Below are 23,542 nucleotides of genomic sequence, written 5' to 3' on the forward strand. Positions count from 1 at the left end.
GTTGCGACGGCTGTCGGCTTCACGGCGCCCGCGAGACGTCCCGCGCTGGGCGCACCACGCCAGGGTAGCCGGGCCCGCCACCGTATGGTCGGCACGTCCACGGGACGGACGGGGATGGCGGGTGGGCCACCGGCTGGATACCAGTGACGCAACAGATGGCGACCGACCATTAGCGGGAGGTCGGCATCGACCGGTAGTGTTCGGCATTGCCGAACGGTGGCAACGACGCCGTAACACTCGGCTGTCGAAGGGGACGGAGGCAGAACGGCGATGGCACGGAACATCCAGTCGCTCGAACGGGCGGCCGCGATGCTGCGGCTCCTCGCGGGCGGCGAGCGGAGGCTCGGCCTGTCGGACATCGCCTCGTCCCTGGACCTCGCCAAGGGCACCGCGCACGGCATCCTGCGCACCCTTCAGCACGAGGGGTTCGTGGAGCAGGACGAGGCGTCGGGGCGCTACCAGCTGGGCGCCGAGCTGCTGCGCCTGGGCACCACCTACCTGGATGTGCACGAGCTGCGCGCGCGTGCGCTGGTGTGGACCGACGACCTGGCCCGCTCCAGCGGCGAGAGCGTGCACCTGGGCGTCCTGCACCAGCAGGGCGTGCTGATCGTGCACCACGTCTTCCGGCCCGACGACAGCCGGCAGGTGCTGGAGATCGGGGCGATGCAGCCGCTGCACTCCACGGCCCTGGGCAAGGTGCTGTCGGCCTACGACCCGGTCGCGCACAGCGAGGTCCTGGAGGCCGAGCGCAAGCCGTTCACGGACCGCACGGTGTGCGAACCGGAGGCCTTCGAGCAGGTCCTCGACCTGACCCGCGCGCGGGGCTACGCGGCCGACGTCGAGGAGACCTGGGAGGGCGTCGCCTCCATCGCCGCCCCCATCCACGACCGGCGGCGCATGCCCGTGGGCGCGGTCGGCATCACCGGCGCGGTGGAGCGGCTGTGCCGGGACGGCGAGGTGCGCCCCGAGCTGATCGCGGCGGTGCGGGACTGCGCCCGCGCGGTGTCGCGGGACCTGGGCGCCGGGCGGTTCTGACCTGGGCCTGTTCCGGAAGAGCGCAAGAGGGCCGGTACGTCCGTTGACGTGCCGGCCCTCGTCCGTACTCTGACAAACAAGGCAAACCCACAGATCCGCACGCACAGTGCCCGCACGGAAGCCGTGCGTATCGAACTCAAGATCGATAGCGCATGACAATCAATAACGATCGTGGTTTCGACAACACAGCTCTTGACGTGCACGTAACGCCGGAGCAAGACTCCCGTCCATCGGTCGGCATTGTCGAACACCTACCGGCAATACGCGCTAGAGTGTGACAACGCCAAGGGCCGGCATCGCTCTCACCCCCGAGAGCAGCTCGAACCACCGGAGGGACCCGGGGTTCGGTCCCCTGGACGAAGGACAAAGGAGTCGCGGGTGTCCAGCTCCGACATCTTCATCGGCGAGACCATCGGTACCGCCATACTCATCCTGCTCGGCGGTGGCGTGTGCGCCGCCGTCACGCTGAAGGCCTCCAAGGCCCGCAACGCCGGCTGGCTCGCCATCACCTTCGGGTGGGGTTTCGCCGTGCTGACGGCCGTGTACACCTCGGCGCCGCTCTCCGGCGCCCACCTCAACCCGGCCGTGACGCTCGCGCTCGCGCTGAAGAAGAACGGCATCGCCTGGAGCGACGTCCCGGTCTACTGGGGCGGCCAACTGCTCGGCGCCATGATCGGTGCGGCCCTCGTCTGGGTCGCCTACTACGGCCAGTTCCACGCGCACCTGACCGACAAGGAGATCGTCGGCGCTCCGGGTGCGCAGGCCACCGCGACCAAGGCCATCGAGGCGCAGGAGAAGGGCGCGGGCCCGGTCCTGGGCATCTTCTCCACCGGCCCCGAGGTCCGCGTCGCCTGGCAGAACGTCGCCACCGAGGTCATCGGCACCATCGTGCTGGTGCTCGCCGTCCTCACCCAGGGCCTCAACGGTGACGGCAAGGGCCTGGGCACCCTGGGCGCCCTCATCACCGCACTCGTCGTCGTCTCCATCGGTCTTTCCCTCGGTGGCCCGACCGGTTACGCGATCAACCCGGCCCGTGACCTCGGTCCGCGCATCGTGCACGCACTCCTGCCCCTGCCCAACAAGGGCGGCTCCGACTGGAGCTACGCCTGGGTCCCGATCGTCGGTCCGCTGATCGGCGGCGCGATCGCTGCAGGCATCTACAACATCGCGTTCGCTTAGACCCAAGCAGTCGAACAGCAGTCGTAGACCGTCCCTCACTCACGGAACCCAGGAGCACACAGTGACCGACGCCCACACCGCCGGCCCGTTCATCGCCGCGATCGACCAGGGCACCACCTCCAGCCGCTGCATCGTCTTCGACCGCGACGGACGCATCGTCTCCGTCGACCAGAAGGAGCACGAGCAGATCTTCCCGAAGCCGGGCTGGGTCGAGCACAACGCCACCGAGATCTGGACCAACGTCGAGGAAGTCGTCGCCGGAGCCGTCCAGAAGGCCGGCATCACCCGCGACGACATCAAGGCCATCGGCATCACCAACCAGCGCGAGACCACTCTCCTCTGGGACAAGAACACCGGTGAGCCCGTCCACAACGCCATCGTCTGGCAGGACACCCGCACCGACGCCCTGTGCCGGGAGCTCGGCCGCAACGTCGGCCAGGACCGCTTCCGCCGCCAGACCGGCCTGCCGCTGGCCTCGTACTTCGCCGGCCCCAAGGCCCGCTGGCTGCTCGACAACGTCGAGGGGCTGCGCGAGCGCGCCGAGGCCGGGGACATCCTCTTCGGCACCATGGACAGCTGGGTCATCTGGAACCTGACCGGCGGTGTCAACGGCGGCAAGCACTACACCGACGTCACCAACGCCTCCCGCACCATGCTGATGAACCTCCACACCCTGGAGTGGGACGAGAAGATCGCCGAGTCCATCGGCGTCCCGATGAACATGCTCCCGGAGATCCGCTCCTCCGCCGAGGTCTACGGCGAGGTCACCGGCGGCAAGCTCGGCGACCTGCTCGGCGGCATCCCGGTCGCCTCCGCGCTCGGTGACCAGCAGGCGGCCCTGTTCGGCCAGACCTGTTTCGCCGAGGGCGAGGCCAAGTCGACGTACGGCACCGGCACGTTCATGCTGATGAACACCGGGGACAAGATCATCAACTCGTACTCCGGGCTGCTGACCACCGTCGGCTACCGCATCGGCGACGAGAAGCCGGTCTACGCCCTCGAGGGCTCGATCGCGGTCACCGGTTCGCTGGTGCAGTGGATGCGCGACCAGATGGGCCTGATCTCCACCGCCGCCGAGATCGAGACCCTCGCCCTCTCGGTCGAGGACAACGGCGGCGCGTACTTCGTGCCGGCCTTCTCCGGCCTGTTCGCCCCCTACTGGCGCCCGGACGCCCGCGGTGTGATCGCCGGTCTCACCCGGTACGTCACCAAGGCGCACATCGCGCGCGCCGTTCTGGAGGCCACCGCCTGGCAGACCCGTGAGATCAGCGACGCCATGACGAAGGACTCCGGTGTCGAGCTCGCGGCCCTCAAGGTCGACGGCGGCATGACCTCCAACAACCTGCTGATGCAGACCCTCTCGGACTTCCTGGACGCCCCCGTGGTGCGCCCGATGGTCGCCGAGACCACCTGCCTCGGCGCCGCCTACGCCGCCGGCCTCGCCGTCGGCTTCTGGACCAGCACCGACGACCTGCGCGCCAACTGGCGCCGGGCCGCCGAGTGGACCCCCAACATGGACGCGGAGAAGCGCGACCGTGAGTACAAGAGCTGGCTCAAGGCCGTCGAGCGGACCATGGGCTGGCTCGAGGACGAGAACTGACGAGCGAGCGCACACAGGCTCATCTCGTAGTTCTGACGAGGAGTAAGAACCCCACATGACCAGTCAGTCCACCCTGCAGTCCGTGCCTGCCCTCGGTACGCGCCCGGCCTCCGGCTCCAACCCGAGCCGCGCCGAGACCCGGGAGCAGCTCTCCAAGGCGTCGTACGACCTTCTCGTGATCGGCGGCGGCATCCTGGGCATCTCCACCGCCTGGCACGCCGCGCAGTCCGGCCTCAGGGTGGCACTGGTCGACGCCGGCGACTTCGCCGGCGCCACCTCCTCCGCCTCCTCCAAGCTGCTCCACGGCGGTCTGCGCTATCTGCAGACCGGCGCGGTGAAGCTGGTGGCGGAGAACCACTTCGAACGCCGTGCGGTCTCCCGCCAGGTGGCTCCCCACCTGGCGAACCCGCTCACGTTCTACCTCCCCGTGTACAAGGGCGGGCCGCACGGCGCCGCGAAGCTCGGGGCGGGCGTCTTCGCCTACTCCGCGCTCTCCGCGTTCGGCGACGGCGTCGGGCACCTGCTGTCCCCCGCCAAGGCGGCGCAGGACGTGCCCGAGCTGCGCACCGACAACCTCAAGGCCGTGGCCGTGTACGGCGACGACCAGATGAACGACGCCCGCATGGCGCTGATGACGGTCCGCGCGGCCGTCGAGGCGGGCGCGGTCGTCCTGAACCACGCCGAGGTGACCGGCCTCCGGTTCACCAGGGGCCGGGTGACGGGCGCCGACCTGCGCGACCGGCAGTCCGGCGACGAGTTCGGAGTGAACGCCCGGCTCGTGCTCAACGCGACCGGCCCGTGGGTCGACCACCTGCGCAAGATGGAGAACCCGGACGCGGCGCCGTCGATCCGCCTCTCCAAGGGCGCGCACCTGGTCCTGAAGCGGACCTCGCCGTGGAGGGCCGCGCTCGCGACCCCGATCGACAAGTACCGGATCACCTTCGCGCTGCCCTGGGAGGACATGCTCCTCCTCGGCACCACGGACGAGCAGTTCGAGGGCGACCCCGCGGATGTCTCGGTCACCGAGAAGGACACGGCCCAGATACTCGACGAGGCCGCGTTCTCGATCCGCGACCAGCAGCTGTCCCGTGACCTGATCACGTACTCGTTCGCCGGTCTGCGGGTGCTGCCGGGCGGTCCCGGTGACACCGCGAAGGCCAAGCGCGAGACGGTGGTCACCGAGGGCAGGGGCGGCATGCTGTCCGTCGCGGGCGGCAAGTGGACGACCTTCCGGCACATCGGCCGTACGGTCATGCAGAAGCTGGAGGCGCTGCCGGGCCACCCGCTGGGCGACGACTTCGAGCCGATCTCCTCCCTGCCGAAGAAGCTGCCGCTGCCCGGTGTCGCCAACCCGCGCGCGGTCGCGCACCGCCTGCTGGTGGACAACCCGGCGCCCGGCCCCCGTATGGGAGCCGACACGGCGAGGCACCTCGCCACGCACTACGGTTCGCTGGCCTTCGACATCGCGCGGCTGGCCAACGAGAACCCCGAGCTGGGCGAGCGCGTGCACCCGGACGCGCCCGAGATCTGGGCGCAGGTCGTGTACGCCCGGGACAACGAGTGGGCCCAGACGCAGGACGACGTGCTGCGCCGCCGTACGACCCTGACGATCCGCGGCCTGGCCACGGACGACGTCCGGGCGAAGGTCCAGGACCTGCTCGACAAGAAGTAGAGACCCCGGCCCCTCCCCCTATGGGGGCCGGTAGGTGAAGGGGGCGGCTCCTCGACTGACGGAGCCGCCCCCTTCGCATGCCCTGTTGTCAGTGCCGGGTGCTTTCATGGCACGCATGGACAACGATCAGGCCACTGTCGAGGAACTCGCCGTGCTGCGGGAGGCCTTCGGCGTGGACGACGGGGGCGCGTCGGCGCTCGGGTGGGAGACGGTGCGGACCTTCGAGGCGGAGCAGGGCGTGGTGCTGCCGGAGCCGTATCGGACGTTCGTCGCGGAGATCTCCGACGGGTCGTTCCAGGGGCCGCCGGAATACGGGCTCGTGGGGTTGGCCGAGTTGCCCGGGGACTGGGGGGACGACGGAGCGGAGCGGGACCTGCGCAAGCCGTTCCCGCTGACCGAGGGCTGGCTCTGGGAGGCGGGCGAGGGCCTGTACGAGGACCCCGACGCCGTCATCGACCAGGTGTTCAGGCACGGTTCGATCGTGCTCGGCACGGACGGGTGCGCGATGAACTGGCATCTCGTCGTCACGGGCCCCCACCGGGGACACATCTGGCACATCACCGATGTGGGCGCGATGCCCTTCGGCTCGGAGTTCGGGCACACGACCTCCGAGCCCGGCTTCACCGGCTGGGTGCGGCACTGGGCCGCCGGCAGGGAGTGGTTCGACGCCGAGTCAGCCCAGTGAGGCCACGACCTCGCGTACAGCGTCCGGGGAGGACAACTCCGCACGCCGCAGGATGAGTTCGCGCCCGAGGAGCAGGGCACGGCGGGAGGCGGGGACCGGGTCCGGGAGGGTCGTGAGGTCGGTCAGGTGGGCGAACCCGATGATGCGGCGGATGATCTCGGTGCCCGCGTAGCCGAGGGACTCGGTCCAGACGCGGCGCAGGAAGCGGTCCAGATAGGCGTCGTCGAAGAAGGTGTCCACGCGGGCCGGCCACAGGCGGCGGAACTCCGTCTCGAACGCCGCCCAGGACAGGGCCAGTTGGTCGGCATGGTCGCTCAAGGAGCCCAGGGCGCGGGCCCGTTCCTCCGAGACCAGCGCGTTGGCCCAGTACAGGCCGAGGTCGAAGCCGATCGGGCCGACGAAGGAGAACTCGGGGTCGAAGACCCGGACCACCGGGGCGCCTTCGCGGGTGCCGACCATGATGCTGCCGGTGTGCAGGTCGCCGTGGAGGAGTGCCTGGGCGCTGGTCATGAACAGGTGCCTGAGGTCGGCCACCTCCGTGCGGAGCCCCGCGTCCGCGCGGAAAGCCTTCGCCAGGTCGTCGACGCCCTCGTGCCAGTGGTTGTGCTCGTGCTCGATGTACGGCTCGGACAGCACCACGTCCTCGGTGATCTTGCAGAGCTCGGGGCTGACCGAGGCCGCGATCAGGGCCTTGCGTTCGGCCGACGGCATGCCGAAGTCGCTGGTGGCGAAGGAGAGCCGGGCGACCAGTTCGCCGACCCGGGCCGAGGTGCCGGGGCCGTACGACGCGCCCTCGTTGAGGAGGGTGCGCAGGACCTCCAGGTCCGACATGTCCTCCATGACGGTCGCGTAGTTCTCGGGGTCGTAGCCGTGGATCGCCGGGATCTCGTCGGGGGCGACCTTCGCGATCTGCTCGTAGGCGCGGGCCTCGGCGTCGGCGCGGTCCGGGTTCATCGGCCAGGACGGACCCGCCACGCGCACCCAGGGCAGGGCCTGCTTCAGCGCGAGGCTGCGGGTGCCGTCGGCCGCCGAGGCGAGGAAGACCCGGTTCATGTTGCCGTCGGAGACCTCGCGGACCTCCGGATCGGCGGCGCCGTCCCAGTGGCCGCGCTCGCGCAGGTACGCCGGGATGTCCTCCGGCTCCAGGATGCGGTAACCCATGGTCTGGTAACTCCCTTGTGGCGTACGGCGCTCTGAGGTGTGCTGCTATGACGTGCGGCGCTTGGACAACGTGAAGCTGAAGACCAGGGCGAGGATGAGGACCGCGCCCTCGACGACGTCCTGGGTGTAGTACGGCAGGCCCTTGATGGTCAGGCCGGTGGTGATGATGCCGATGAGGACCGCGCCGAGGGCCGTGCCCCAGACGTTGGGGCGGCCCCGGCCCAGCACGGAGGTGCCGACGAGCGCCACGGCCACCGCTTCGAGCAGCTGGGAGGTTCCGGCGGACACGTCGCCCTGGCCGATGCGGGACGCGAGGATCAGGCCGCCGATCGAGGCGAGGACGCCGGAGAGGACGTAGGCCAGGGCGCGGTAGGCGCCGACGCGGATGCCGGCCAGTCGGGCGGCCTCGGGGTTGGCGCCGATCGCGTACAGGACGCGGCCCCAGCGGGTGCGGGCCAGGAACACCCAGGCGACGATCGTCAGGCCGCCGAAGATGAGGACCGAGACGGGGATCCCGGCGACCGTGCCGCGGTCGATCTTGAGGAAGCCGGCCGTGAATTTGCCGGGCGCTGTCGAGCCGTCGTCCATGGTCATGCCGGGGGTGATCGACTGGCCGTCGACCAGGATGAGCTTGCTGCCCTGGATCACGAACATGGTGCCGAGGGTGGCGAGCATGTCGGGGATCTTCAGTACGACGATCAGCAGCGCGTTGAGCAGGCCCGCCACGGCGCCCGCCGTGAGCACGGCGAGGATCGCGACCGTGCCGACCTGATTGTGGACGACCATCGTCTGGGCGGCGACCGAGACGCCGAGGCCGGCGACCGCGCCGACGGACATGTCCATTCCGCCGGCGGCCATGGTCAGGGTGACGCCGAGGCCGAGGATCGCGGCGACGGAGACGTACCGGAGGGTGTCGAGGAGGGTCGCCGACTCACGGAAGGAGCCCTCGCTGAGTGCGAAGTACAGGAACAGGGCGACCGTGACGAAGATGAAGCCGTACTTGATCACGGCGTTCTGGACGCGTACGGCGGTGGAGGTCGCGGGCGGGATCGCCGCCTTCGTGGGGACCTCGGTGCTCTGCTGGGTGGTCATGGGAGCTGCTTCCTTGGGGCCTGCGGCTGGCGGCCGACGTCAGACCGACGCCGAGATGGTCTGGATGACGCGGTCGCGTTCCGCGTCCTCGCCGTACGCGTCGAGGTGGATCTCACCGGCGGCGAGCACGACGACCCGGTCGGCGATCTCCAGGACCTCGTCGACGTCGGCGGACAGGACGAGTACGGCGGCGCCCTCCGCGGCCAGCGTGCGGGCGCGGCGGCCGATGTCGCGACGGGCGCCGATGTCCACGCCTCGGAACGGCTCGTCCAGGATGAGGACGCGGGGTGTCTCGGCGAGCCAGCGGCCGACGACGACCTTCTGCTGGTTGCCGCCGGACAGCTCCTCGACGGTGCTGTGCTCGTCGCGGGCCACGACGCCGAGGGCGTCGATGGTGTCGCGGCCGAGGGCGTCCTCCCTGGCCGTGTTCACCAGCCCGAGGCGGGACAGCGACTTGAGGAAGGGCAGGGAGATGTTCTGGGCCAGCGACCAGCCGGGCACGAGCGCGTCGGCATGCCGGTCCTCGGGGACCAGGTGGACACCGCCGCGGATGGCGTCGGAGGGCCGCTTCGGTGCGTACGGTCTCCCGTCCAGCTCGACCGTCCCCGTCGCGAAGGGCTCGGCGCCGAACAGGCCGCGAGCCAGCTCGGTCTTGCCGGCCCCCAACAGGCCCACCACACCGGTGACTTCACCGGCGCGCAGGTCGAGGTCGAGGGGCGCCCTGCCCTCGAAGAGGCGGACTCCGCGCAGCGAGAGAACGACGTCTCCCTGGTCGCCCTCCCGCACCGGGCGGGCCGTCGTCGTCTCCTGGGCCTGGGCCAGCATCGCGCGCAGGGCGCTGTCCCAGTCGAAGGGCTTGGCCTGGTCCTCGGTGAGACGGCCGTCCCGCAGGACGACCAGGCGGTCGGCGAGGGCGTCGATCTCGCCGAGGCGGTGGGAGACGTAGAGGACGGCGATGCCGTCGTCGCGCATCCTCTCGACGAGCGCGAAGAGGCGTTCGGCCTCGGCGGCGGACAGGGCCGAGGTCGGCTCGTCCAGGATCAGCAGGCGCGGGCGGGTGGCGAGCGCGCGGGCGAGGATCAGCAACTGGCGGTCGGAGATGCCGAGTTCGCCCACCTCGCGGCGCAGCACCGAGTCGCTCCAGCCGAGATCGAGGCCCGCCTGGATCTCGCGGGCGCGCTCCAGGACCCGGCGTCCGTTCAGGAACGGGTTTCCGCGCTTCTGCGCCAGTTCCTCGAAGACCAGGTTCTCGGCGACCGAGAGGCCCGGCACGATGCCCTCGCCGATGCGCTGGTGCACGGTCTGGATGCCCAACTGCCGGGCGGCGAGCGGGGACTGGAGGGCCGCGGGTTCCCCGGCGACCCGCACCTGTCCGCCGTGGCCGGTGTGCACGCCCGACAGGATCTTGATCAGCGTCGACTTGCCGGCGCCGTTCGCTCCGAGCAGCGCGACCACGCTGCCCGGGGCGATGTCGAGGCTGACGGACTCCAGGACCGTCTTGCCCCCGAAAGCCATGCTGACCTCGCGGAGGGTGACCGCCGGTTCAGTGGGCGACATTCGAGATCCAGTCGGCGGTGGAGACCTGCGACAGGTTCAGCGCCGGCAGCGCCGTGCGGAGCTGGTCCATGTTCTCGATCTTCTTCTCGCGCAGGAAGTCCTGGGTGATGGCGACGGCCGGGAACTCCACGGAGGTCTTGTTCAGCTGACCGGCCAGCTCCAGGGCGGCGGTCCGTACGACGGCGGCGCCGACCGCGGACGGGTCGGTGCCGGCGGTGGCGACCCAGGGGCTGTCGGCGGCGGTCATCTGCTGGATGTCGGCGTTGGAGACGTCCGCGCCGAAGACCTTCACCTTGTCCTGGAGCTTCTTGTTCTGGACGGCGAGGACGGTGCCCTTGGCGAGCTCGTCGTAGGGGGCGAAGACGCCGGTCACGTCCGCGTGCTGGGTGAGCGCGGCGGAGACCAGGGGAACGTTGTCGGTGGCCGTGGAGTCGGTGACCTTGCCGACCTTGAACTGCTGCTTCCAGCCCTGCGCGGCGATTTCCTTGGCCCACACGGTGTTCCGCTTGTCGAGGGCGGCGTAACCGGCGACGTTGACGTAGCCGACCTTGGCGTTCTCGCCGAGCTTCTTCGCCATCACGTCGAGGACGGCCTGCGCCATGCTCGCGTCGTCCTGCTCGGTGCTCACCACGCCCTTGGTGGGGGTGTCGACGTCGTAGACGACGACCTTGATGCCCTTCTTCACGGCCTTGTCGATCTCCGGCTGGATGGTCGCCGGGAAGCCGTGGTCGATGATGATCGCCTTGGCGCCGGAGTTGATCGCCGAGGACAGGTCGGTGGCCTGCTTGGCGTTGTCCGCCTGCGCGTCGTACACGGTCAGGTCGATGCCGAGGGCCTTGGCCTGGGCCTTGGCGCCGTTGCCCCACTGCTCGAAGTAGTCACCGGCGCCGCTCTGGCGGACCAGGGCCACCTTGACCGGGCCCGCGCTGAAGGGGGCGGGCTTCTTGCCGGTGGCGGCCGAGGCGGAGGCGGCGGTGTCGGAGGTGTTCTTCGAGGCGTCCGTCGACTGCGAGCAGCCCGCGAGCGCGAGGGCGGAGACGGAGGCCAGCGAGAGCGCGGCGAGCGGGAGGCGGGCACGGGACATGAGGGGCTCCAGGTACGGGGTGGCGAGGAGAAGAGAGGGGTGCGTGTCCCGGAGCGAGCGAAAGGAATGCGCCACCGACGACAGGGGTGGTGGCGGGCGCGCGAGGGCTCCGGGAGGGGTCAGCGACAGCTGGCGGTGGTCATCCGGAGCAGGTCCACGTACAGCCGCCGCACGAGCAGCAGCGTCTTCATAAGGAGATCATGAGAACGTTTCCAGCCAATCGTCAAAGCCCTGGACACGAATTCTCACAAAGTGAGACAACGACTACGTCACACCAGGTCGGCCGCCCCACCGGAGTTACCATCACAGGACCGGCATCCGACCCGGCACAGTGAGGCCCCCATGACGACACCTGGCGCGAAAGCGATGCGTATGCCCTGCGTGCGCCGCTGTCCCCGCGCGCTGTGTCGCGGCTGACGACCTGCTCGCCGCCGCCCGCCGACCCCGCTTCCGCCCTCTCCGTCCGTCCGGTGCTCGTCTCGGTATCCGGACATCCATCCAGAATCCTGGAGTTGTTCCCATGACGCTGCTGACGACCTGGTCCGAGTCCGGCCCCGAGACCCTGGTCCGCCGCACCTCGGACCCCGCCGAGATCGCCGAGGCCCTCAAGCCGCTCGGTGTGCGCTACGAGCAGTGGCCGGTCCGCGAGGACGTCCCGTTCGACGCCGACAGCGAGACCGTGTTCGCCGCCTACGGCCCCGAGATCGACAAGCTGAACGCCGAGGAGAGCTTCACCACCGTCGACGTCCTCGGTCTGCACCCGAGCGACGACCCGGAGTTCCCCGCGAAGGCCGCGGCCGCGCGCGCGAAGTTCCTCCAGGAGCACACGCACGACGACGATGACGAGGTCCGCTTCTTCGTCTCCGGCTCCGGGATCTTCTACCTGCACGTGAACGGCGAGGTGCACGCGGTGTTCTGCGAGAAGGGCGACCTCCTCGGCGTGCCGCGCGGCACCACGCACTGGTTCGACATGGGCACCGCCCCCTCGTTCACCGCGATCCGCTTCTTCCACGAGGAGGACGGCTGGATCGGCAACTTCACCGGTTCCACGATCGCCGCCCGCTTCCCGGACTACGACACGATCGCGGCGGGCTACGAGGCCGACAGGGCCGCCGCATGACGGTGCGCCACGACGTCGACGCCGTCGTGCTCGACATCGAGGGCACCACCAGCGCCACCGGGTTCGTCGTCGACGTGCTGTACCCGTACTCGCGCTCGCGGTTCGCCGCGCTGCTCACCGAGCGGGGCGGCGAACCCGAGGTGGCGCGGGCCGTCGCCCAGGTGCGCGAGGAGATCGGCGAACCGGACGCCGACGCCGCACACGTCGAGAAGGCGCTGAACGCCTGGCTCGACGAGGACCGCAAGGCGACCCCGCTGAAGACCCTCCAGGGCGTCATCTGGGCCGAGGGCTTCGCCCGCGGCGACCTCGTCTCGCACTTCTACGACGACGTCGTACCGCGGTTGCGCGCCTGGCACGCGGCGGGCGTACGCCTCTACGTCTACTCGTCCGGGTCGGTCGCGGCGCAGCGGGCGTGGTTCACCAACAGCCCGGAGGGCGACCTCACGTCGCTGGTCTCCGGTCTCTACGACACCGAGAACGCCGGGCCCAAGCAGGAGCCCGAGTCGTACCGCCGTATCGCCTCGGCGACCGGCGTCCGTCCGGAGCGGCTCCTCTTCCTCTCCGACCGGCCCGGCGAGCTGGACGCGGCCCGTGCGGCCGGGTGGCGCGCCGTCGGGATCCGGCGGCCCGGGGAGCCGTACTACGAGCAAGGAGTCGGCGACCACGCCGCGGCGGGGACGTTCGACGAGATCACCGTTTCAAGGAGCACTTCGTGACCGCCGACATCAGCGCACTCGACCTGGAGCAGGCGGGGGCGGTCCTCGCCGCCGAGTCCGCCCGCTTCGCCTCGTTCGGCTGGATGCGGGGCACCTCCGGAAACCTGTCCGTGGTGCTCTCACGCGATCCACTGCGGCTCGCCGTCACCGCCAGTGGGCACGACAAGGGTGAACTGACGCCATCGGACGTGGTGTTGGTGGACGCTCAGGGTGCGGCCGTACAGGGCGGCAAGCCGTCCGCCGAGGCCGAACTGCATGCTCGGGTGGCCGCGCTGACCGGCGCCGGTGCCGTGGTCCATGTGCACACCGTCGCCTCGGTGGCGATGGGCAAGCGCGAGCCGGGCGGGATCGTCTTCAGGGATCTGGAGATGCTGAAGGGCGTCGGCCTTCCGGCACACGACGTCGAGGTGACGCTGCCGGTCATCGCCAACAGCCAGGACATGAAGGTGCTGGGCGATCGTCTGGAGGAGGCGCGGGAGCCCCTGATGCCGGCGGTCGTGGTCGCGGGGCACGGGCTGTACGTGTGGGGTTCGGATCCGCGGCAGGCCCGGCATCACACCGAAGTGGTGGAGTGGCTGCTGGAGTTGGAGCTGACGGGCCGCTGAGACGGCGTGAGGGGGTCCCCGGTGCAGGGGACCCCCTCACGCATGCGCCCAGCTCCTACTTCAGCCGGTCTCCCGGGAGTTCGCCCGCCGAGACCTCCAGCACCCCGCGCTCCGTCACCAGTCCCGTCACCAGCCGCCCGGGTGTCACGTCGAACGCCGGGTTGTGGCCGCGGGACTCGGCCGGAGCCGTCCGCACACCCGCCCACTCCAACACCTCGGCCTCACCGCGGAGTTCGATGTGGATGTCGTCGCCGGTCGCGGTCGCCAGGTCGACCGTGGTCGTCGGTGCCGCCACCAGGAACGGGATCCCCGCGTCGGCGCACGCCAGGGCGACGCCCACCGTGCCCACCTTGTTCGCGGTGTCGCCGTTCGCGGCTATCCGGTCGGCGCCGACGATCGCCGCGTCGATCTCGCCGCGCAGGATCGTGCCTGCGGCGGCCCCGTCCGCCTGGACGTAGTGCGGGATGCCCTCCTGGACCAACTCCCAGGCGGTGAGCCGGGATCCCTGGAGCAGGGGGCGCGTCTCGTCGGCGTAGACGACCTCCAGGCGTCCGCGCGCGTGCAGTTCACGGACGACACCGAGGGCCGTGCCCCAGCCGGCCGTCGCCAGCGCGCCGGTGTTGCAGTGCGTCAGGATCCTCAACGGCCGGTCCTCACCGACCCGTTCGAGCAGCCAGTCCGCGCCGAACGCGCCCATCGCCCGGTTCGCGGAGACGTCCTCGCGCTGGACCGCCGCGGCCTCCTCCAGCACCGCGTCGAGTCCTTCCCCGAAGCGGGTCATCACCCGGTCCACGCACACCATGAGATTGACGGCGGTGGGCCGGGCCTCGCGGATACGGGCGACCGCCGCACGCACCTCGGCGTCCGACCAGCCCTCCCGCTCCCCCTGCACGAGCGCCAGCGCGACGCCGTACCCTCCGGCGGCCCCGATCGCAGGGGCGCCCCGCACCACGAGGCGCTGGATCGCATCGACCAAGGTGTCCACATCGTGGACATGCATTGTCTCGGTGCGATGCGGCAGCAGCGTCTGGTCGATGAGCGCGAGGCCGTTTCCGGTCCAGTCGACAGCACGCAATTCCTGGGACATTTCGGGACACTCCTGCTGTTCCGGTGGTGTTTGCCACGGTACATGACCTGCGGGAACCACAGTTCGAGACATTCGAGCAGGTGTCTGGAAACGGATGGTACTGTCCAGCTTCCAGTCCGCGGACCGAGACGAAGGAGGAAGAACGTGATGCTGACCAAGCGCCGTTTCCTCGACTTCGGCCGGTGTGCAGGCGACGGCTGTCGACGCTGACCCGTCCCCCTCAGACTCCCTCCCCCACGGCGCTGGCCGCCGGCCCTCGCGCGCTCCCGCCGGAGCGCGCGCCCGTCGTATCCCGTCGTAATCCGTTGTATTCCGGAAGGTCCCCCCGATGCCTCGCAGAAGCCGTCGTTCCCTGCAAGTCGCCGCCGCCACCGCGCTCCTCGTCACGGCCGCCACGGCCTGCAACGCCGCCGCGAAGAGCGACACCGCCTCCGACGCGGGGAGCGGCAGCGGCAGGTCCTTCACCCTGGTCACCCCCGACTCCGTGGGGCAGAACGAGTTCCTGAAGCTCGCGGTCACCGGAGTCAAGGACGCGGCGAAGGCGCACGACGGGACAGAGAAGGTCTACGAGTCCACGGACACCGCCTCCCAGCAGCAGAACGTGCAGGCCGCGGTGGACGCCAAGCCGGACGTCATCGTGCTCGTCGGCTTCGAGTTCGCCGACATCGTCGCCCAGCAGGCCCAGAAGAACCCCGAGCAGCAGTTCCTGATCATCGACGCCTGCACCACCAAGACGTACAAGAACGTCAGCTGCGCGGTCTTCCGCGAGCACGAGGGCGTCTACCTCGCGGGCGCCGAGGCGGGCCTGCTCAGCAAGTCCGGGAAGGTCGGCGCGGTCGACGTCCTCGACACCCCCCAGTTCCGCCGCTACAGCGACCCGTTCGCGGCCGGCGCCAAGAAGGTCGCGCCCAAGACCTCCACCGGCACCCGTTTCGTCGGCGGGCAGTCCCCCTTCGACGACTCGGCCCGCGCCAAGGAGCAGGCGAGCACGCTGCTCGCCAAGGGCTACGACCAGATCATGGCGGCCGCCGCGGCCGGCAACTACGGCGTGTTCGAGGCCGCGAAGGCCAAGGGCGCCTACGCGTACGGCGTCGACGTCAACCAGTGCCCCTCGGCGCCCGGCACGGTCGTCGACAACGTGGTCAAGCGCACGGACATCGCCGTGGAGAAGGGCATCGAGTCGGTCCTGGCCGGGAAGAACGGCACGACCGTGTCGTACGGCCTGAAGGAGGGCGGCATCAGCCTCACCGGTCTTGAGAGCGGCGTCGACTCCTCGAAGTGTGTGATCGCCGACCACAAGGACGTCCTGAAGAAGGTCGAGGCGCTGCGCGACCAGATCGTGTCCGGGAAGCTGACGGTCGATGACCCCGCCGCGAGCTGAGTCCCACGACATCGCGGTCGAACTCCGGGGAATCACCAAGCGGTTCCCCGGAACGCTCGCCAACGACCACGTCGACCTGACCGTGCGACGCGGCGAGATCCACGCCCTGATGGGTGAGAACGGCGCCGGCAAGTCGACGCTCATGTCGGTCCTCTACGGCATGGAACGCGCCGACGCCGGGACGGTCCGGATCGACGGCCGGGAGACGGACTTCGGCAGCCCGGGTGACGCCATGGCCGCCGGGCTCGGCATGGTCCACCAGAGCTTCAAGCTGTTCGACTCGCTGACGGTCGCCGAGAACGTCGTCTACGCCGCCGAGCCGCGCCGCTTCGGCCTGGTGGACCGGGCCGCGGCCCGCCGCCGGGTGCGTGAGCTGGCCGAGGCGCACGGCCTGGCCGTGGACCCCGGCGCCCGGGTCGGCGGGCTGCCCGTGGGGCTGCGCCAGCGGGTGGAGATCCTGAAACTGCTGCACCGCGGTGCCCGGACCCTGATCCTCGACGAACCGACCGCGGTGCTCACCCCCGGCGAGGCCGACGCCCTGTTCGCGGTGCTCAAGTCGCTGGCCGCCGAGGGCCGTACGGTGATCCTCGTCACGCACAAGCTGCGCGAGGTGCTGGCGGGCAGCGACCGCGTGACAGTCCTGCGGGACGGCCGGGTCGTGGCCCGCCTGGTCACCGCCCAGACCTCCGCCGACGAGATCGCCGCCGCGATGACCGGCCGCGCGGTCGAGCTGGACCGGATCCATCCGGCCGGGACACCCGGTGACGTGGTGCTGGACGTGACCGGCCTCGCCACCCCCGGAGTTCACGAGGCCGCTCTCACCGTCCGCGCCGGCGAGATCGTCGGGGTCGCGGGCGTCGCGGGCAACGGCCAGAGCGAGCTGGTCGAGGCGCTGGCGGGACTGCGGCCGGTCACGGCGGGGCGGGTGACGCTCCGGGGCCACGACATCACCCACGCCTCGGCCACCGAGCGCCGCCTGAAGGGTCTGGCATACGTCCCCGAGGACCGGCACGCGGTCGGTACGGCCCCTGCCGCGTCCGTGGCCGACAACCTCGCGATGGGACACCACCGTACGTCCCTGTCGTCCCGCGGACTGCTGCCGCCGGCGACCGTCCGCACCCACGCCCGGCGACTGATCGAGCGGTTCGGCATCAAGGTCCCGACGTCCGCCGTCCCCGCCTCCGCACTGTCCGGCGGCAACCTCCAGAAGCTGCTCATCGGCCGCGAACTCGCCCATGACGCGCCCCTGTTGCTCGTGGAGCAGCCGACGCGCGGAGTCGACATCGGGGCGATCCAGAACATCCACGACCAGCTGATCGCCTACCGCGACGCCGGCCACGCCGTCCTCCTCGTTTCGGCCGAGCTGAGCGAGATCCGGGGGCTCGCGGACCGGGTGCTGGTGATGTACGAGGGCCGCGTCACGGCGACCTACCGGAAGAACGAAGCGGACGAACGGACGCTGGGCCTCGCGATGGCGGGCGGCACCCTGACATGAGACCCGACCGCATCATGAGCGCCCTGCGCTCCCCCGTCACCTTCTCCGTGCTCGCGGGCGTCCTCATCGGCGCGCTCTTCCTCCTCGGCACCGGCGCGGACCCGGTCACGGCGTACGAGGCCGTCCTGACCGGCTCGCTCGGCGCCGACGGCATCGGCTCCACGCTGTCCACCGGCACCAGCGTGCTCGGCCTGGCGCTCGCGCTGGCGATCCCGCTGCGCGCCGGGCTCATCAACCTCGGCGGCGACGGACAGATGGTGCTCGGCGGGATCAGCGCGGCCGTCATCGGCCTGTACTCACCGCTGCCCGCGCCCCTGACCGTCGCCCTGGCCCTCCTCGGCGGCATGGCGGCCGGCGGCCTGTACGCCGCCCTGGCCGCCCTGTGCGAGAACCACCTCGGTGTCCCACTCCTGGTCAGCAGCCTGCTGCTCAGCTATCCGGCGGTCTCGCTCGCGTCCTATCTGGCCCGCTATCCGCTCAAGGAGCCCGGCTCCGGCCTCCCGCAGACCCTGGCGATGCCCGCCGGAGTGGCACTGCCCGCCTTCGGCGACTCGACGGTGACCGTGGGCCTGGTGCTGGTCGTCCTCGCGGCGGCCGCCTACTGGTTCACCGACCGGTACACCGCCTTCGGGTACGAGATCCGCATGACGGGCCTCAACGCCCGCTTCGCCGCGTACGCCGGTGTCGAACGCCGGGGCCTGACCCTGAAGTTGATGTCGGTCTCCGGTGCGCTCGCCGGACTGGTGGGCGCGATCGGGGTGTTGAGCTTCCCGTACCGCTTCGTCGACGGCTCGCTCACCGCACCCGGCTACACCTGGACGGGACTCACGGCCGCGCTCCTGGCGACCGCCGCGCCGATCGGCACGGTCCTCTCCTCGTTCTTCTTCGCGGTCCTCCAGGTCGGCGGCCTCGCGATGGAACGGACCACCCAGGTGCCGCGCGAACTGACCCAAGTGCTCCAGGCGATCGTGATCGTGTTCCTGGCGGCCCGGCTGCGCCTGCCCGGCCTCCCCGGATTCCTGAGCCGCCGCCGCACGTCCGAGGAGACGGTGTGATGTTCTTCGACTCCGATCTGCTGATGTCGGCGCTGCGCGCGCTCACCCCGATCCTGCTGGCCGCGCTCGGCGGCGCCCTGTGCGAACGGGCGGGCGTCTTCAACATCGGCCTCGAGGGCATGATGCTGATGGGCTGCTTCACCTCCGTCACCACCAGCTGGTTCACCGGCAGCGCCTGGCTCGGCGTACTGGCGGCGGCCCTCGCCGCGGCCGCGTACTCGCTGATCCTGGCCGTGGGCGCGGTGACCCTGGGCGGGGACGCGGTCGTCCTGGGCGTGGCCATGAACCTGCTCGCGGTCGGCCTGACCGGCTTCCTGTTGCGTACGGTCTTCGGTGTGCAGGGCACTTTTGACGATCCGTCACTCGCCGGGCTGCCGTTGGTCGGTGGCCTGACCCCGCTCACCTATCTGTCCTGGGCGGCGGTCGCGGTGGCCGCCGTGATGCTCTCCCGGCATGTGTGGGGGCTCAGGCTGCGCGGGGTCGGTGAGGCCCCGGACGCGGCGGCCACGCTCGGGGTGAGCCCCGTCAGGTACAAGTACGGGGCGATCCTGGTCTCCGGTGTCCTGTGCGGGCTCGCGGGGGCCCAACTCGCCCTGGGCAACGTCACCTTGTTCACCGAGAACATGACGGCGGGCCGCGGCTGGATCGCGGTCGTCGCGGTCATGCTCGGCCGCGCGGCACCCGTCGGCGTGCTGCTGGCCGCGCTGCTCTTCGGCATCGCCGAGGCGGCCGGCTTCCGCCTGCAGGGCCTCGGACTGCCCCAGCAGGCGACCGACGCCGCACCCTACGTCGTCACGCTCGGCGCCCTCTTCCTCACGACGGCCCGGCGCCGTCGCCGTACGCCTTCCCCTTCCGGAGCCGCCTCATGAGCCAGGACCTGCTGCCCGTCACCCGCATACCCCGCACCGGACTCCCGGCGCACGCGGTCGTCGTCGGCGACCCGGCCCGCGCGGCCGCCGTCGCCGCACTCCTCGACGGCGCCGAGGAGGTGTCGTACCACCGCGAGTACCGCGTGTTCAGCGGGAGTTGGAAGGGCGTGCCGATCACGGTCGCCTCGCACGGCGTCGGCGGGCCGGGAGCCGTACTGCTGTTCCAGGAGCTCGCCGACGCGGGGATCCGCACGATCCTCCGGTTCGGCACAGCGGGTGCGATGAGGCCCGGCATCGGTGACGGCGATCTCGTCATCGCGGAGGCCGCCGTACGGGACGACGGCGTCACGCAGCAGCTGCTGCCGCCCGAGTACCCGGCGGTCTCCGCACCCGAGGCGGTGCTCGCCCTCCAGCGCGCGGCCCGCGCGGTCGGCGCACCGCACCACCGGGGGATCGTGTGGACCCGCGCGGCCTTCCAGCCCGGACTCCTCCCGCTCTTCTCCTACGAGGGCGCCGGGCTCGCGGCGATCGAGATGGAGCTGTCCGCGCTGCTGGTCACCGCCTCCCTGCGCGGACTCGTCGCGGGCGGCGTGCTCGTCATCGACGGCGCGAACGCGGACGAGCTGGTGGACGAGGAGGGCACCAGCGTGTACGACCCGCACAGGGACGTCGTCGCGGTGGGTGTGGACCGGGGCGCGGTCGTGTCCCTGGAGGCGCTGCGGCTGCTGGCGGAGGCGCACGGGGAACGTGAGGCGGGGGACGCACTGTGAACATCGACCTGCTGGTGCACGGCGGTGACGTCCTGACCGTCGACGAGGCCGGAACCGTCGTTCACAGCGGCGCGGTCGCCGTCCACGAGGGCGTGATCGTCGCCGTCGGTCCCGCGGATGAGCTGTGTACCGGGTTCACAGCTCAGGAGTCCATCGACGCCGACGGCTGTCTGGTCCTGCCCGGGCTCATCAACACGCACACGCACCTGGCGATGACCCTGCTGCGGGGCCGCGCCGACGATGTGACCCTCCAGGGGTTCCTGGAGCGGGTGCTGCCCGCGGAGGCCGAGCTGCTCACGCCGAAGAACGTGGCGGCAGCGGTGCGGCTCGCGATCGCCGAGAGCATACGGGCCGGGGTGACCTCGGCGCTCGACATGTACTGGTTCCACGAGGCGGCCGAGCGTGCGGCCCGGGAGGCGGGCTGGCGGCTGCTGGGCGGGCCCACCTTCATGGACGTACCGGAACCTCCCGACGGCATCGAGTACGGGCAGCGGCTCGCGTGGGCCCGGCGGGACCTGGAGGCGCGCGGACCGGCCCGGGGCGGCCGCCGTCCCGTCGTCTTCGCGCACGCCACCTACACCCTCTCCCCCGATCAGCTGACCGAGATCGCCGCCCTGGCCCGGGAGTTCGGGGCGCTGCTGCACATCCACGCGGCGGAGAACGCCACCGAGGTCGCCACCGTCGAGGTCCGCCACGGCAAGCGGCCGGTCGAACTGCTCGACTCACTGGGGCTGCTCGGCCCCGACCTGCTGCTCGCGCACGCCGTGGACCTCACCGGGCCGGAGATCGCGGCTCTGGCCCGTACCGGCACGTCCGTGGCCCACTGCCCGGTCTCCAATCTCAAGCTGGGCTGCGGAATCGCGCCGGTGCCACGGCTGCTGAGTGCCGGGGTGAGCGTCGGCCTCGGCACGGACGGGGCGGTCAGCTCCAACTCGCTGGACGTGCTGGGAGCGGTGCGGCAGGCCGCGCTCGTCCACAAGGCGGGCGGCGACCCCACGGCGGTCGGCGCCGAGCGGGCCGTACGCATGGCGACGGCCGACGGCGCGCGGGCGCTGGGACTCGCGGAGCAGCTGGGGACGCTGGAGGCGGGCAAGCGGGCCGACCTGATCGTCCTTGACCTGAACGCACCGCATCTGCGGCCGCTGCACGACCCGTGGTCGACGCTGGCGTACGCGGCCCACTCGGCGGACGTGCGGGACACGGTCGTCGACGGGCGGGTGCTGATGCGGGACCGGGTGCTGCGGACCCTTGACGCGGAAGCTGTGATCGCGGAACTGGAGTCGCTCGTCTGAGCAGGCCTCATAATGGGGCGAGACATCCGACGTCTCAGCCCGCGCAGGGCGAGAAGGAGGCCGGGCATGGCTGTCACCGACGAGGCGATCGAGAAGATCAAGGGAATGATCGTCTCCGGCGCGCTGCGCCCCGGCGACCGACTCCCCAAGGAGAGCGAGCTCGCCTCCGAGCTGGGGCTGTCCCGCAACTCGCTGCGCGAGGCCGTGCGGGCGCTGTCGCTGATCCGCATCCTGGACGTCCGGCAGGGCGACGGTACGTATGTGACCAGCCTTGATCCACAACTCCTGCTGGAGGCGCTGAGCTTCGTCGTGGACTTCCACCGCGACGACACGGTCCTGGAGTTCCTCGCGGTGCGCCGCATCCTGGAGCCGGCGGCCACCGCGATGGCCGCCGCGCGGATCAGCGAGCAGCAACTGGACGCGCTGAGCGCCCAGTTGGACAAGCTCGGCGAGAGCCCGTCGGTGGAGGAACTGGTCGCCTCCGACCTCGACTTCCACCGCGGGATCGTGCAGGGCTCCGGCAACTCCGTGCTCTGCTCACTCCTCGACGGCCTGTCCGGCCCCACCACCCGGGCCCGGATCTGGCGCGGCCTGACCCAGGAGGACGCGGTCAGCCGCACCCTGCACGAGCACCGCGCGATCCTCGCCGCCCTGCGCGACCGGGACGGCGAGGCGGCTCGCTCATGGGCGACGGTCCACATCGCGAGCGTGGAGCAGTGGCTGCGGTCCACGCTGTGAGAACCCTGTGAGAAGCGTCCGAGGGGCACCGCGGCCGGTGGGTGTTCCCGGGGTGTGATCGGGGCAGTGATCGTTCACTCCCCCGTGCAAGGGGGCTGCGGGCGCCCCCGCCGGACGCCGTAAGGTTGGTGCGTTAAGCGAGGGCACGTCGGAAGGAGGCCTGGGTGATCGAGCTCGAGGGAGTACCCGAGCTGATCGACCCGGTCATGGTGGCCGCGTTCGAGGGCTGGAACGATGCCGGTGACGCCGCTTCCGCCGCGGTCGCGCATCTGGACAGGGAGTGGAAGGGCGAGGTGTTCGCGGCGCTCGACGCCGAGGACTACTACGACTTCCAGGTGAACCGCCCCACGGTGTGGCTGGACGGCGGGGTGCGCAAGATCACGTGGCCGACGACAAGGTTGTCGGTGGTCCGCGTCGGCGGTGACAAGCCGCGCGATCTCGTACTCGTCCGGGGTATCGAACCGTCGATGCGATGGCGTTCGTTCTGCAACGAACTGCTGGGCTTCGCCCACGAACTGGGCGTGGAGCTGGTGGTGATCCTGGGCGCGTTGCTCGGTGACACCCCGCACACCCGTCCGGTTCCGATCAGCGGGACCACGTCCGACGCCGACCTGGCCCAGCGGATGGACCTGGAGGAGACCAAGTACGAGGGCCCCACGGGCATCGTCGGCGTCCTCCAGGAGGCGTGCACACACGCGGGTGTGCCCGCGGTGTCGCTGTGGGCGGCCGTACCGCACTACGTGTCGCAGCCGCCGAACCCGAAGGCGACGCTGGCCCTCCTGAACCGGCTGGAGGACCTGATCGACGTCCGGATCCCGCTGGGCGAGCTGGCCGAGGACGCGCGCGCCTGGCAGGTGGGCGTGGACCAGCTGGCCGCCGAGGACACCGAGGTCGCCGAGTACGTGCAGACGCTGGAGGAGGCCCGGGACACCGCGGAGCTGCCGGAGGCCTCGGGCGAGGCGATCGCCCGGGAGTTCGAGCGGTATCTGCGGCGCCGGGACGGCGGCCAGCCGGGGCAGCCGGGCGGCCACGCGACCGCGGACGGCAGTGACAGCACGGCATATCTGTGGGACGGCCCCGGCGGCCGTACGAAGCCGCCCAGGCCGTCGACGCCCGAGACCGGGACCGAGCCGGAGACAGAGCCGGAAACCGGGACCGCGCCGGAGACGGAGTCCGGCGACGAGGACTCGTCGTCGGAGGACTGAAGCAGGGCGGAAGGGTGGGGGGGGGGGGGGGGGGGGGGACCCCCCCCCCCCCCCCCCCCCCCCCGGCACCGCCACCCCCTCGTACCCCGTCTCCCGCGTCTGCTCCCCCTCGAAACGCGCGTGGGAGATCGAAAGAGAGCCGTG

The 23,542-nt window shown here is 70.9% G+C and carries 21 protein-coding genes; 16 read left to right on the forward strand and 5 right to left on the reverse strand.

The window, feature by feature from the left end:
• The first annotated feature begins 270 nt into the window (after positions 1-270).
• The 5 genes from ACZ48Z_RS01910 to ACZ48Z_RS01930 all read left to right on the forward strand — a co-directional run bounded on the left by ACZ48Z_RS01910 (position 271) and on the right by ACZ48Z_RS01930 (position 6,171).
• On the forward strand, positions 271-1,035 hold the full coding sequence (locus ACZ48Z_RS01910; RefSeq protein WP_468733816.1) for an IclR family transcriptional regulator: 765 nt from the start codon (positions 271-273) through the stop codon (positions 1,033-1,035).
• A gap of 378 nt (positions 1,036-1,413) precedes the next feature.
• Entirely contained in the window at positions 1,414-2,214 is an 801-nt protein-coding gene (locus ACZ48Z_RS01915; protein ID WP_468733817.1) for an MIP/aquaporin family protein, read from the forward strand.
• Positions 2,215-2,275: 61 nt separating this feature from the next.
• The gene (glpK, locus tag ACZ48Z_RS01920) at positions 2,276-3,814 is read left to right on the forward strand and encodes a glycerol kinase GlpK (RefSeq protein ID WP_468733818.1); all 1,539 of its coding nucleotides are present in this window, start codon (positions 2,276-2,278) and stop codon (positions 3,812-3,814) included.
• Positions 3,815-3,869: 55 nt separating this feature from the next.
• On the forward strand, positions 3,870-5,486 hold the full coding sequence (locus ACZ48Z_RS01925) for a glycerol-3-phosphate dehydrogenase/oxidase (protein ID WP_468733819.1): 1,617 nt from the start codon (positions 3,870-3,872) through the stop codon (positions 5,484-5,486).
• A 115-nt stretch (positions 5,487-5,601) separates the two neighbouring features.
• On the forward strand, positions 5,602-6,171 hold the full coding sequence (locus ACZ48Z_RS01930) for an SMI1/KNR4 family protein (protein ID WP_468733820.1): 570 nt from the start codon (positions 5,602-5,604) through the stop codon (positions 6,169-6,171).
• Here the strand turns inward: ACZ48Z_RS01930 and mtnK are convergent.
• The 4 genes from mtnK to ACZ48Z_RS01950 are packed head-to-tail and all read right to left on the reverse strand — an operon-like array spanning position 6,160 to position 11,065.
• A complete protein-coding gene (gene mtnK / locus ACZ48Z_RS01935; protein ID WP_468733821.1) occupies positions 6,160-7,332 on the reverse strand; it encodes an S-methyl-5-thioribose kinase in 1,173 nt (390 codons plus the stop codon). The genes ACZ48Z_RS01930 and mtnK overlap by 12 nt on opposite strands.
• 45 nt (positions 7,333-7,377) lie before the next feature.
• Positions 7,378-8,424 carry an ABC transporter permease gene (locus ACZ48Z_RS01940; RefSeq protein WP_468733822.1) on the reverse strand — a complete coding sequence of 349 codons (1,047 nt, stop codon included), beginning with the start codon at positions 8,422-8,424 and terminating at the stop codon, positions 7,378-7,380.
• 39 nt (positions 8,425-8,463) lie between these two features.
• Positions 8,464-9,981 (reverse strand): sugar ABC transporter ATP-binding protein, encoded by a 1,518-nt coding sequence (locus ACZ48Z_RS01945; RefSeq protein WP_468733823.1) that lies wholly within the window; start codon positions 9,979-9,981, stop codon positions 8,464-8,466.
• Positions 9,968-11,065 (reverse strand): substrate-binding domain-containing protein, encoded by a 1,098-nt coding sequence (locus ACZ48Z_RS01950; protein WP_468733824.1) that lies wholly within the window; start codon positions 11,063-11,065, stop codon positions 9,968-9,970. The genes ACZ48Z_RS01945 and ACZ48Z_RS01950 overlap by 14 nt, the downstream gene beginning before the upstream one ends.
• 520 nt (positions 11,066-11,585) lie before the next feature.
• Between ACZ48Z_RS01950 and ACZ48Z_RS01955 the strand changes: the two genes are divergently transcribed.
• The 3 genes from ACZ48Z_RS01955 to mtnB are packed head-to-tail and all read left to right on the forward strand — an operon-like array spanning position 11,586 to position 13,506.
• Positions 11,586-12,185 carry a 1,2-dihydroxy-3-keto-5-methylthiopentene dioxygenase gene (locus tag ACZ48Z_RS01955; RefSeq protein ID WP_468733825.1) on the forward strand — a complete coding sequence of 200 codons (600 nt, stop codon included), beginning with the start codon at positions 11,586-11,588 and terminating at the stop codon, positions 12,183-12,185.
• Complete coding sequence (gene mtnC / locus ACZ48Z_RS01960; protein ID WP_468733826.1) at positions 12,182-12,901, forward strand: acireductone synthase; 720 nt, start codon at positions 12,182-12,184, stop codon at positions 12,899-12,901. The genes ACZ48Z_RS01955 and mtnC overlap by 4 nt, the downstream gene beginning before the upstream one ends.
• A complete protein-coding gene (gene mtnB, locus ACZ48Z_RS01965) occupies positions 12,898-13,506 on the forward strand; it encodes a methylthioribulose 1-phosphate dehydratase (RefSeq protein WP_468733827.1) in 609 nt (202 codons plus the stop codon). Before mtnC ends, mtnB begins: the two co-directional genes overlap by 4 nt.
• 55 nt (positions 13,507-13,561) lie before the next feature.
• Here the strand turns inward: mtnB and mtnA are convergent, their stop codons facing one another.
• Positions 13,562-14,593, reverse strand: a complete 1,032-nt coding sequence (gene mtnA, locus ACZ48Z_RS01970) for an S-methyl-5-thioribose-1-phosphate isomerase (RefSeq protein ID WP_468733828.1) — start codon at positions 14,591-14,593, stop codon at positions 13,562-13,564.
• A gap of 328 nt (positions 14,594-14,921) precedes the next feature.
• Here mtnA and ACZ48Z_RS01975 point away from each other — a divergent pair, with 328 nt between their 5' ends.
• The 8 genes from ACZ48Z_RS01975 (at position 14,922) to ACZ48Z_RS02010 (ending at position 23,398) form a co-directional block, all read left to right on the forward strand.
• Positions 14,922-15,974, forward strand: a complete 1,053-nt coding sequence (locus ACZ48Z_RS01975) for a BMP family ABC transporter substrate-binding protein (protein ID WP_468733829.1) — start codon at positions 14,922-14,924, stop codon at positions 15,972-15,974.
• A complete protein-coding gene (locus ACZ48Z_RS01980; protein ID WP_468733830.1) occupies positions 15,955-17,469 on the forward strand; it encodes an ABC transporter ATP-binding protein in 1,515 nt (504 codons plus the stop codon). Before ACZ48Z_RS01975 ends, ACZ48Z_RS01980 begins: the two co-directional genes overlap by 20 nt.
• Positions 17,466-18,524, forward strand: coding sequence for an ABC transporter permease (locus tag ACZ48Z_RS01985; protein ID WP_468733831.1), 1,059 nt, complete (start codon positions 17,466-17,468; stop codon positions 18,522-18,524). Before ACZ48Z_RS01980 ends, ACZ48Z_RS01985 begins: the two co-directional genes overlap by 4 nt.
• Positions 18,524-19,393, forward strand: coding sequence for an ABC transporter permease (locus ACZ48Z_RS01990; RefSeq protein ID WP_328745837.1), 870 nt, complete (start codon positions 18,524-18,526; stop codon positions 19,391-19,393). The genes ACZ48Z_RS01985 and ACZ48Z_RS01990 overlap by 1 nt, the downstream gene beginning before the upstream one ends.
• Positions 19,390-20,163, forward strand: a complete 774-nt coding sequence (locus ACZ48Z_RS01995) for a nucleoside phosphorylase (RefSeq protein WP_468733832.1) — start codon at positions 19,390-19,392, stop codon at positions 20,161-20,163. Before ACZ48Z_RS01990 ends, ACZ48Z_RS01995 begins: the two co-directional genes overlap by 4 nt.
• Positions 20,160-21,455 carry an amidohydrolase gene (locus tag ACZ48Z_RS02000; protein WP_468733833.1) on the forward strand — a complete coding sequence of 432 codons (1,296 nt, stop codon included), beginning with the start codon at positions 20,160-20,162 and terminating at the stop codon, positions 21,453-21,455. The genes ACZ48Z_RS01995 and ACZ48Z_RS02000 overlap by 4 nt, the downstream gene beginning before the upstream one ends.
• A gap of 66 nt (positions 21,456-21,521) precedes the next feature.
• Positions 21,522-22,193 carry a FadR/GntR family transcriptional regulator gene (locus ACZ48Z_RS02005; RefSeq protein ID WP_468733834.1) on the forward strand — a complete coding sequence of 224 codons (672 nt, stop codon included), beginning with the start codon at positions 21,522-21,524 and terminating at the stop codon, positions 22,191-22,193.
• A 164-nt stretch (positions 22,194-22,357) separates the two neighbouring features.
• Entirely contained in the window at positions 22,358-23,398 is a 1,041-nt protein-coding gene (locus ACZ48Z_RS02010; RefSeq protein ID WP_468733835.1) for a PAC2 family protein, read from the forward strand.
• The last annotated feature ends 144 nt before the right edge of the window (positions 23,399-23,542 follow it).

It is taken from the genome of Streptomyces sp. NPDC031225, assembly GCF_055570355.1.

Bases quoted from the DNA above. Each gene is read 5' to 3' on its own strand.
- ACZ48Z_RS01910 (WP_468733816.1), top strand. From the start codon at position 271: ATGGCACGGAACATCCAGTCGCTCGAACGGGCGGCCGCGATGCTGCGG.
- ACZ48Z_RS01925 (WP_468733819.1), top strand. From the start codon at position 3,870: ATGACCAGTCAGTCCACCCTGCAGTCCGTGCCTGCCCTCGGTACGCGC.
- ACZ48Z_RS01930 (WP_468733820.1), top strand. From the start codon at position 5,602: ATGGACAACGATCAGGCCACTGTCGAGGAACTCGCCGTGCTGCGGGAG.
- mtnK (WP_468733821.1), bottom strand. From the start codon at position 7,332: ATGGGTTACCGCATCCTGGAGCCGGAGGACATCCCGGCGTACCTGCGC.
- ACZ48Z_RS01940 (WP_468733822.1), bottom strand. From the start codon at position 8,424: ATGACCACCCAGCAGAGCACCGAGGTCCCCACGAAGGCGGCGATCCCG.
- ACZ48Z_RS01945 (WP_468733823.1), bottom strand. From the start codon at position 9,981: ATGTCGCCCACTGAACCGGCGGTCACCCTCCGCGAGGTCAGCATGGCT.
- ACZ48Z_RS01950 (WP_468733824.1), bottom strand. From the start codon at position 11,065: ATGTCCCGTGCCCGCCTCCCGCTCGCCGCGCTCTCGCTGGCCTCCGTC.
- ACZ48Z_RS01955 (WP_468733825.1), top strand. From the start codon at position 11,586: ATGACGCTGCTGACGACCTGGTCCGAGTCCGGCCCCGAGACCCTGGTC.
- mtnC (WP_468733826.1), top strand. From the start codon at position 12,182: ATGACGGTGCGCCACGACGTCGACGCCGTCGTGCTCGACATCGAGGGC.
- mtnA (WP_468733828.1), bottom strand. From the start codon at position 14,593: ATGTCCCAGGAATTGCGTGCTGTCGACTGGACCGGAAACGGCCTCGCG.
- ACZ48Z_RS01975 (WP_468733829.1), top strand. From the start codon at position 14,922: ATGCCTCGCAGAAGCCGTCGTTCCCTGCAAGTCGCCGCCGCCACCGCG.
- ACZ48Z_RS01980 (WP_468733830.1), top strand. From the start codon at position 15,955: ATGACCCCGCCGCGAGCTGAGTCCCACGACATCGCGGTCGAACTCCGG.
- ACZ48Z_RS01985 (WP_468733831.1), top strand. From the start codon at position 17,466: ATGAGACCCGACCGCATCATGAGCGCCCTGCGCTCCCCCGTCACCTTC.
- ACZ48Z_RS01990 (WP_328745837.1), top strand. From the start codon at position 18,524: ATGTTCTTCGACTCCGATCTGCTGATGTCGGCGCTGCGCGCGCTCACC.
- ACZ48Z_RS01995 (WP_468733832.1), top strand. From the start codon at position 19,390: ATGAGCCAGGACCTGCTGCCCGTCACCCGCATACCCCGCACCGGACTC.
- ACZ48Z_RS02005 (WP_468733834.1), top strand. From the start codon at position 21,522: ATGGCTGTCACCGACGAGGCGATCGAGAAGATCAAGGGAATGATCGTC.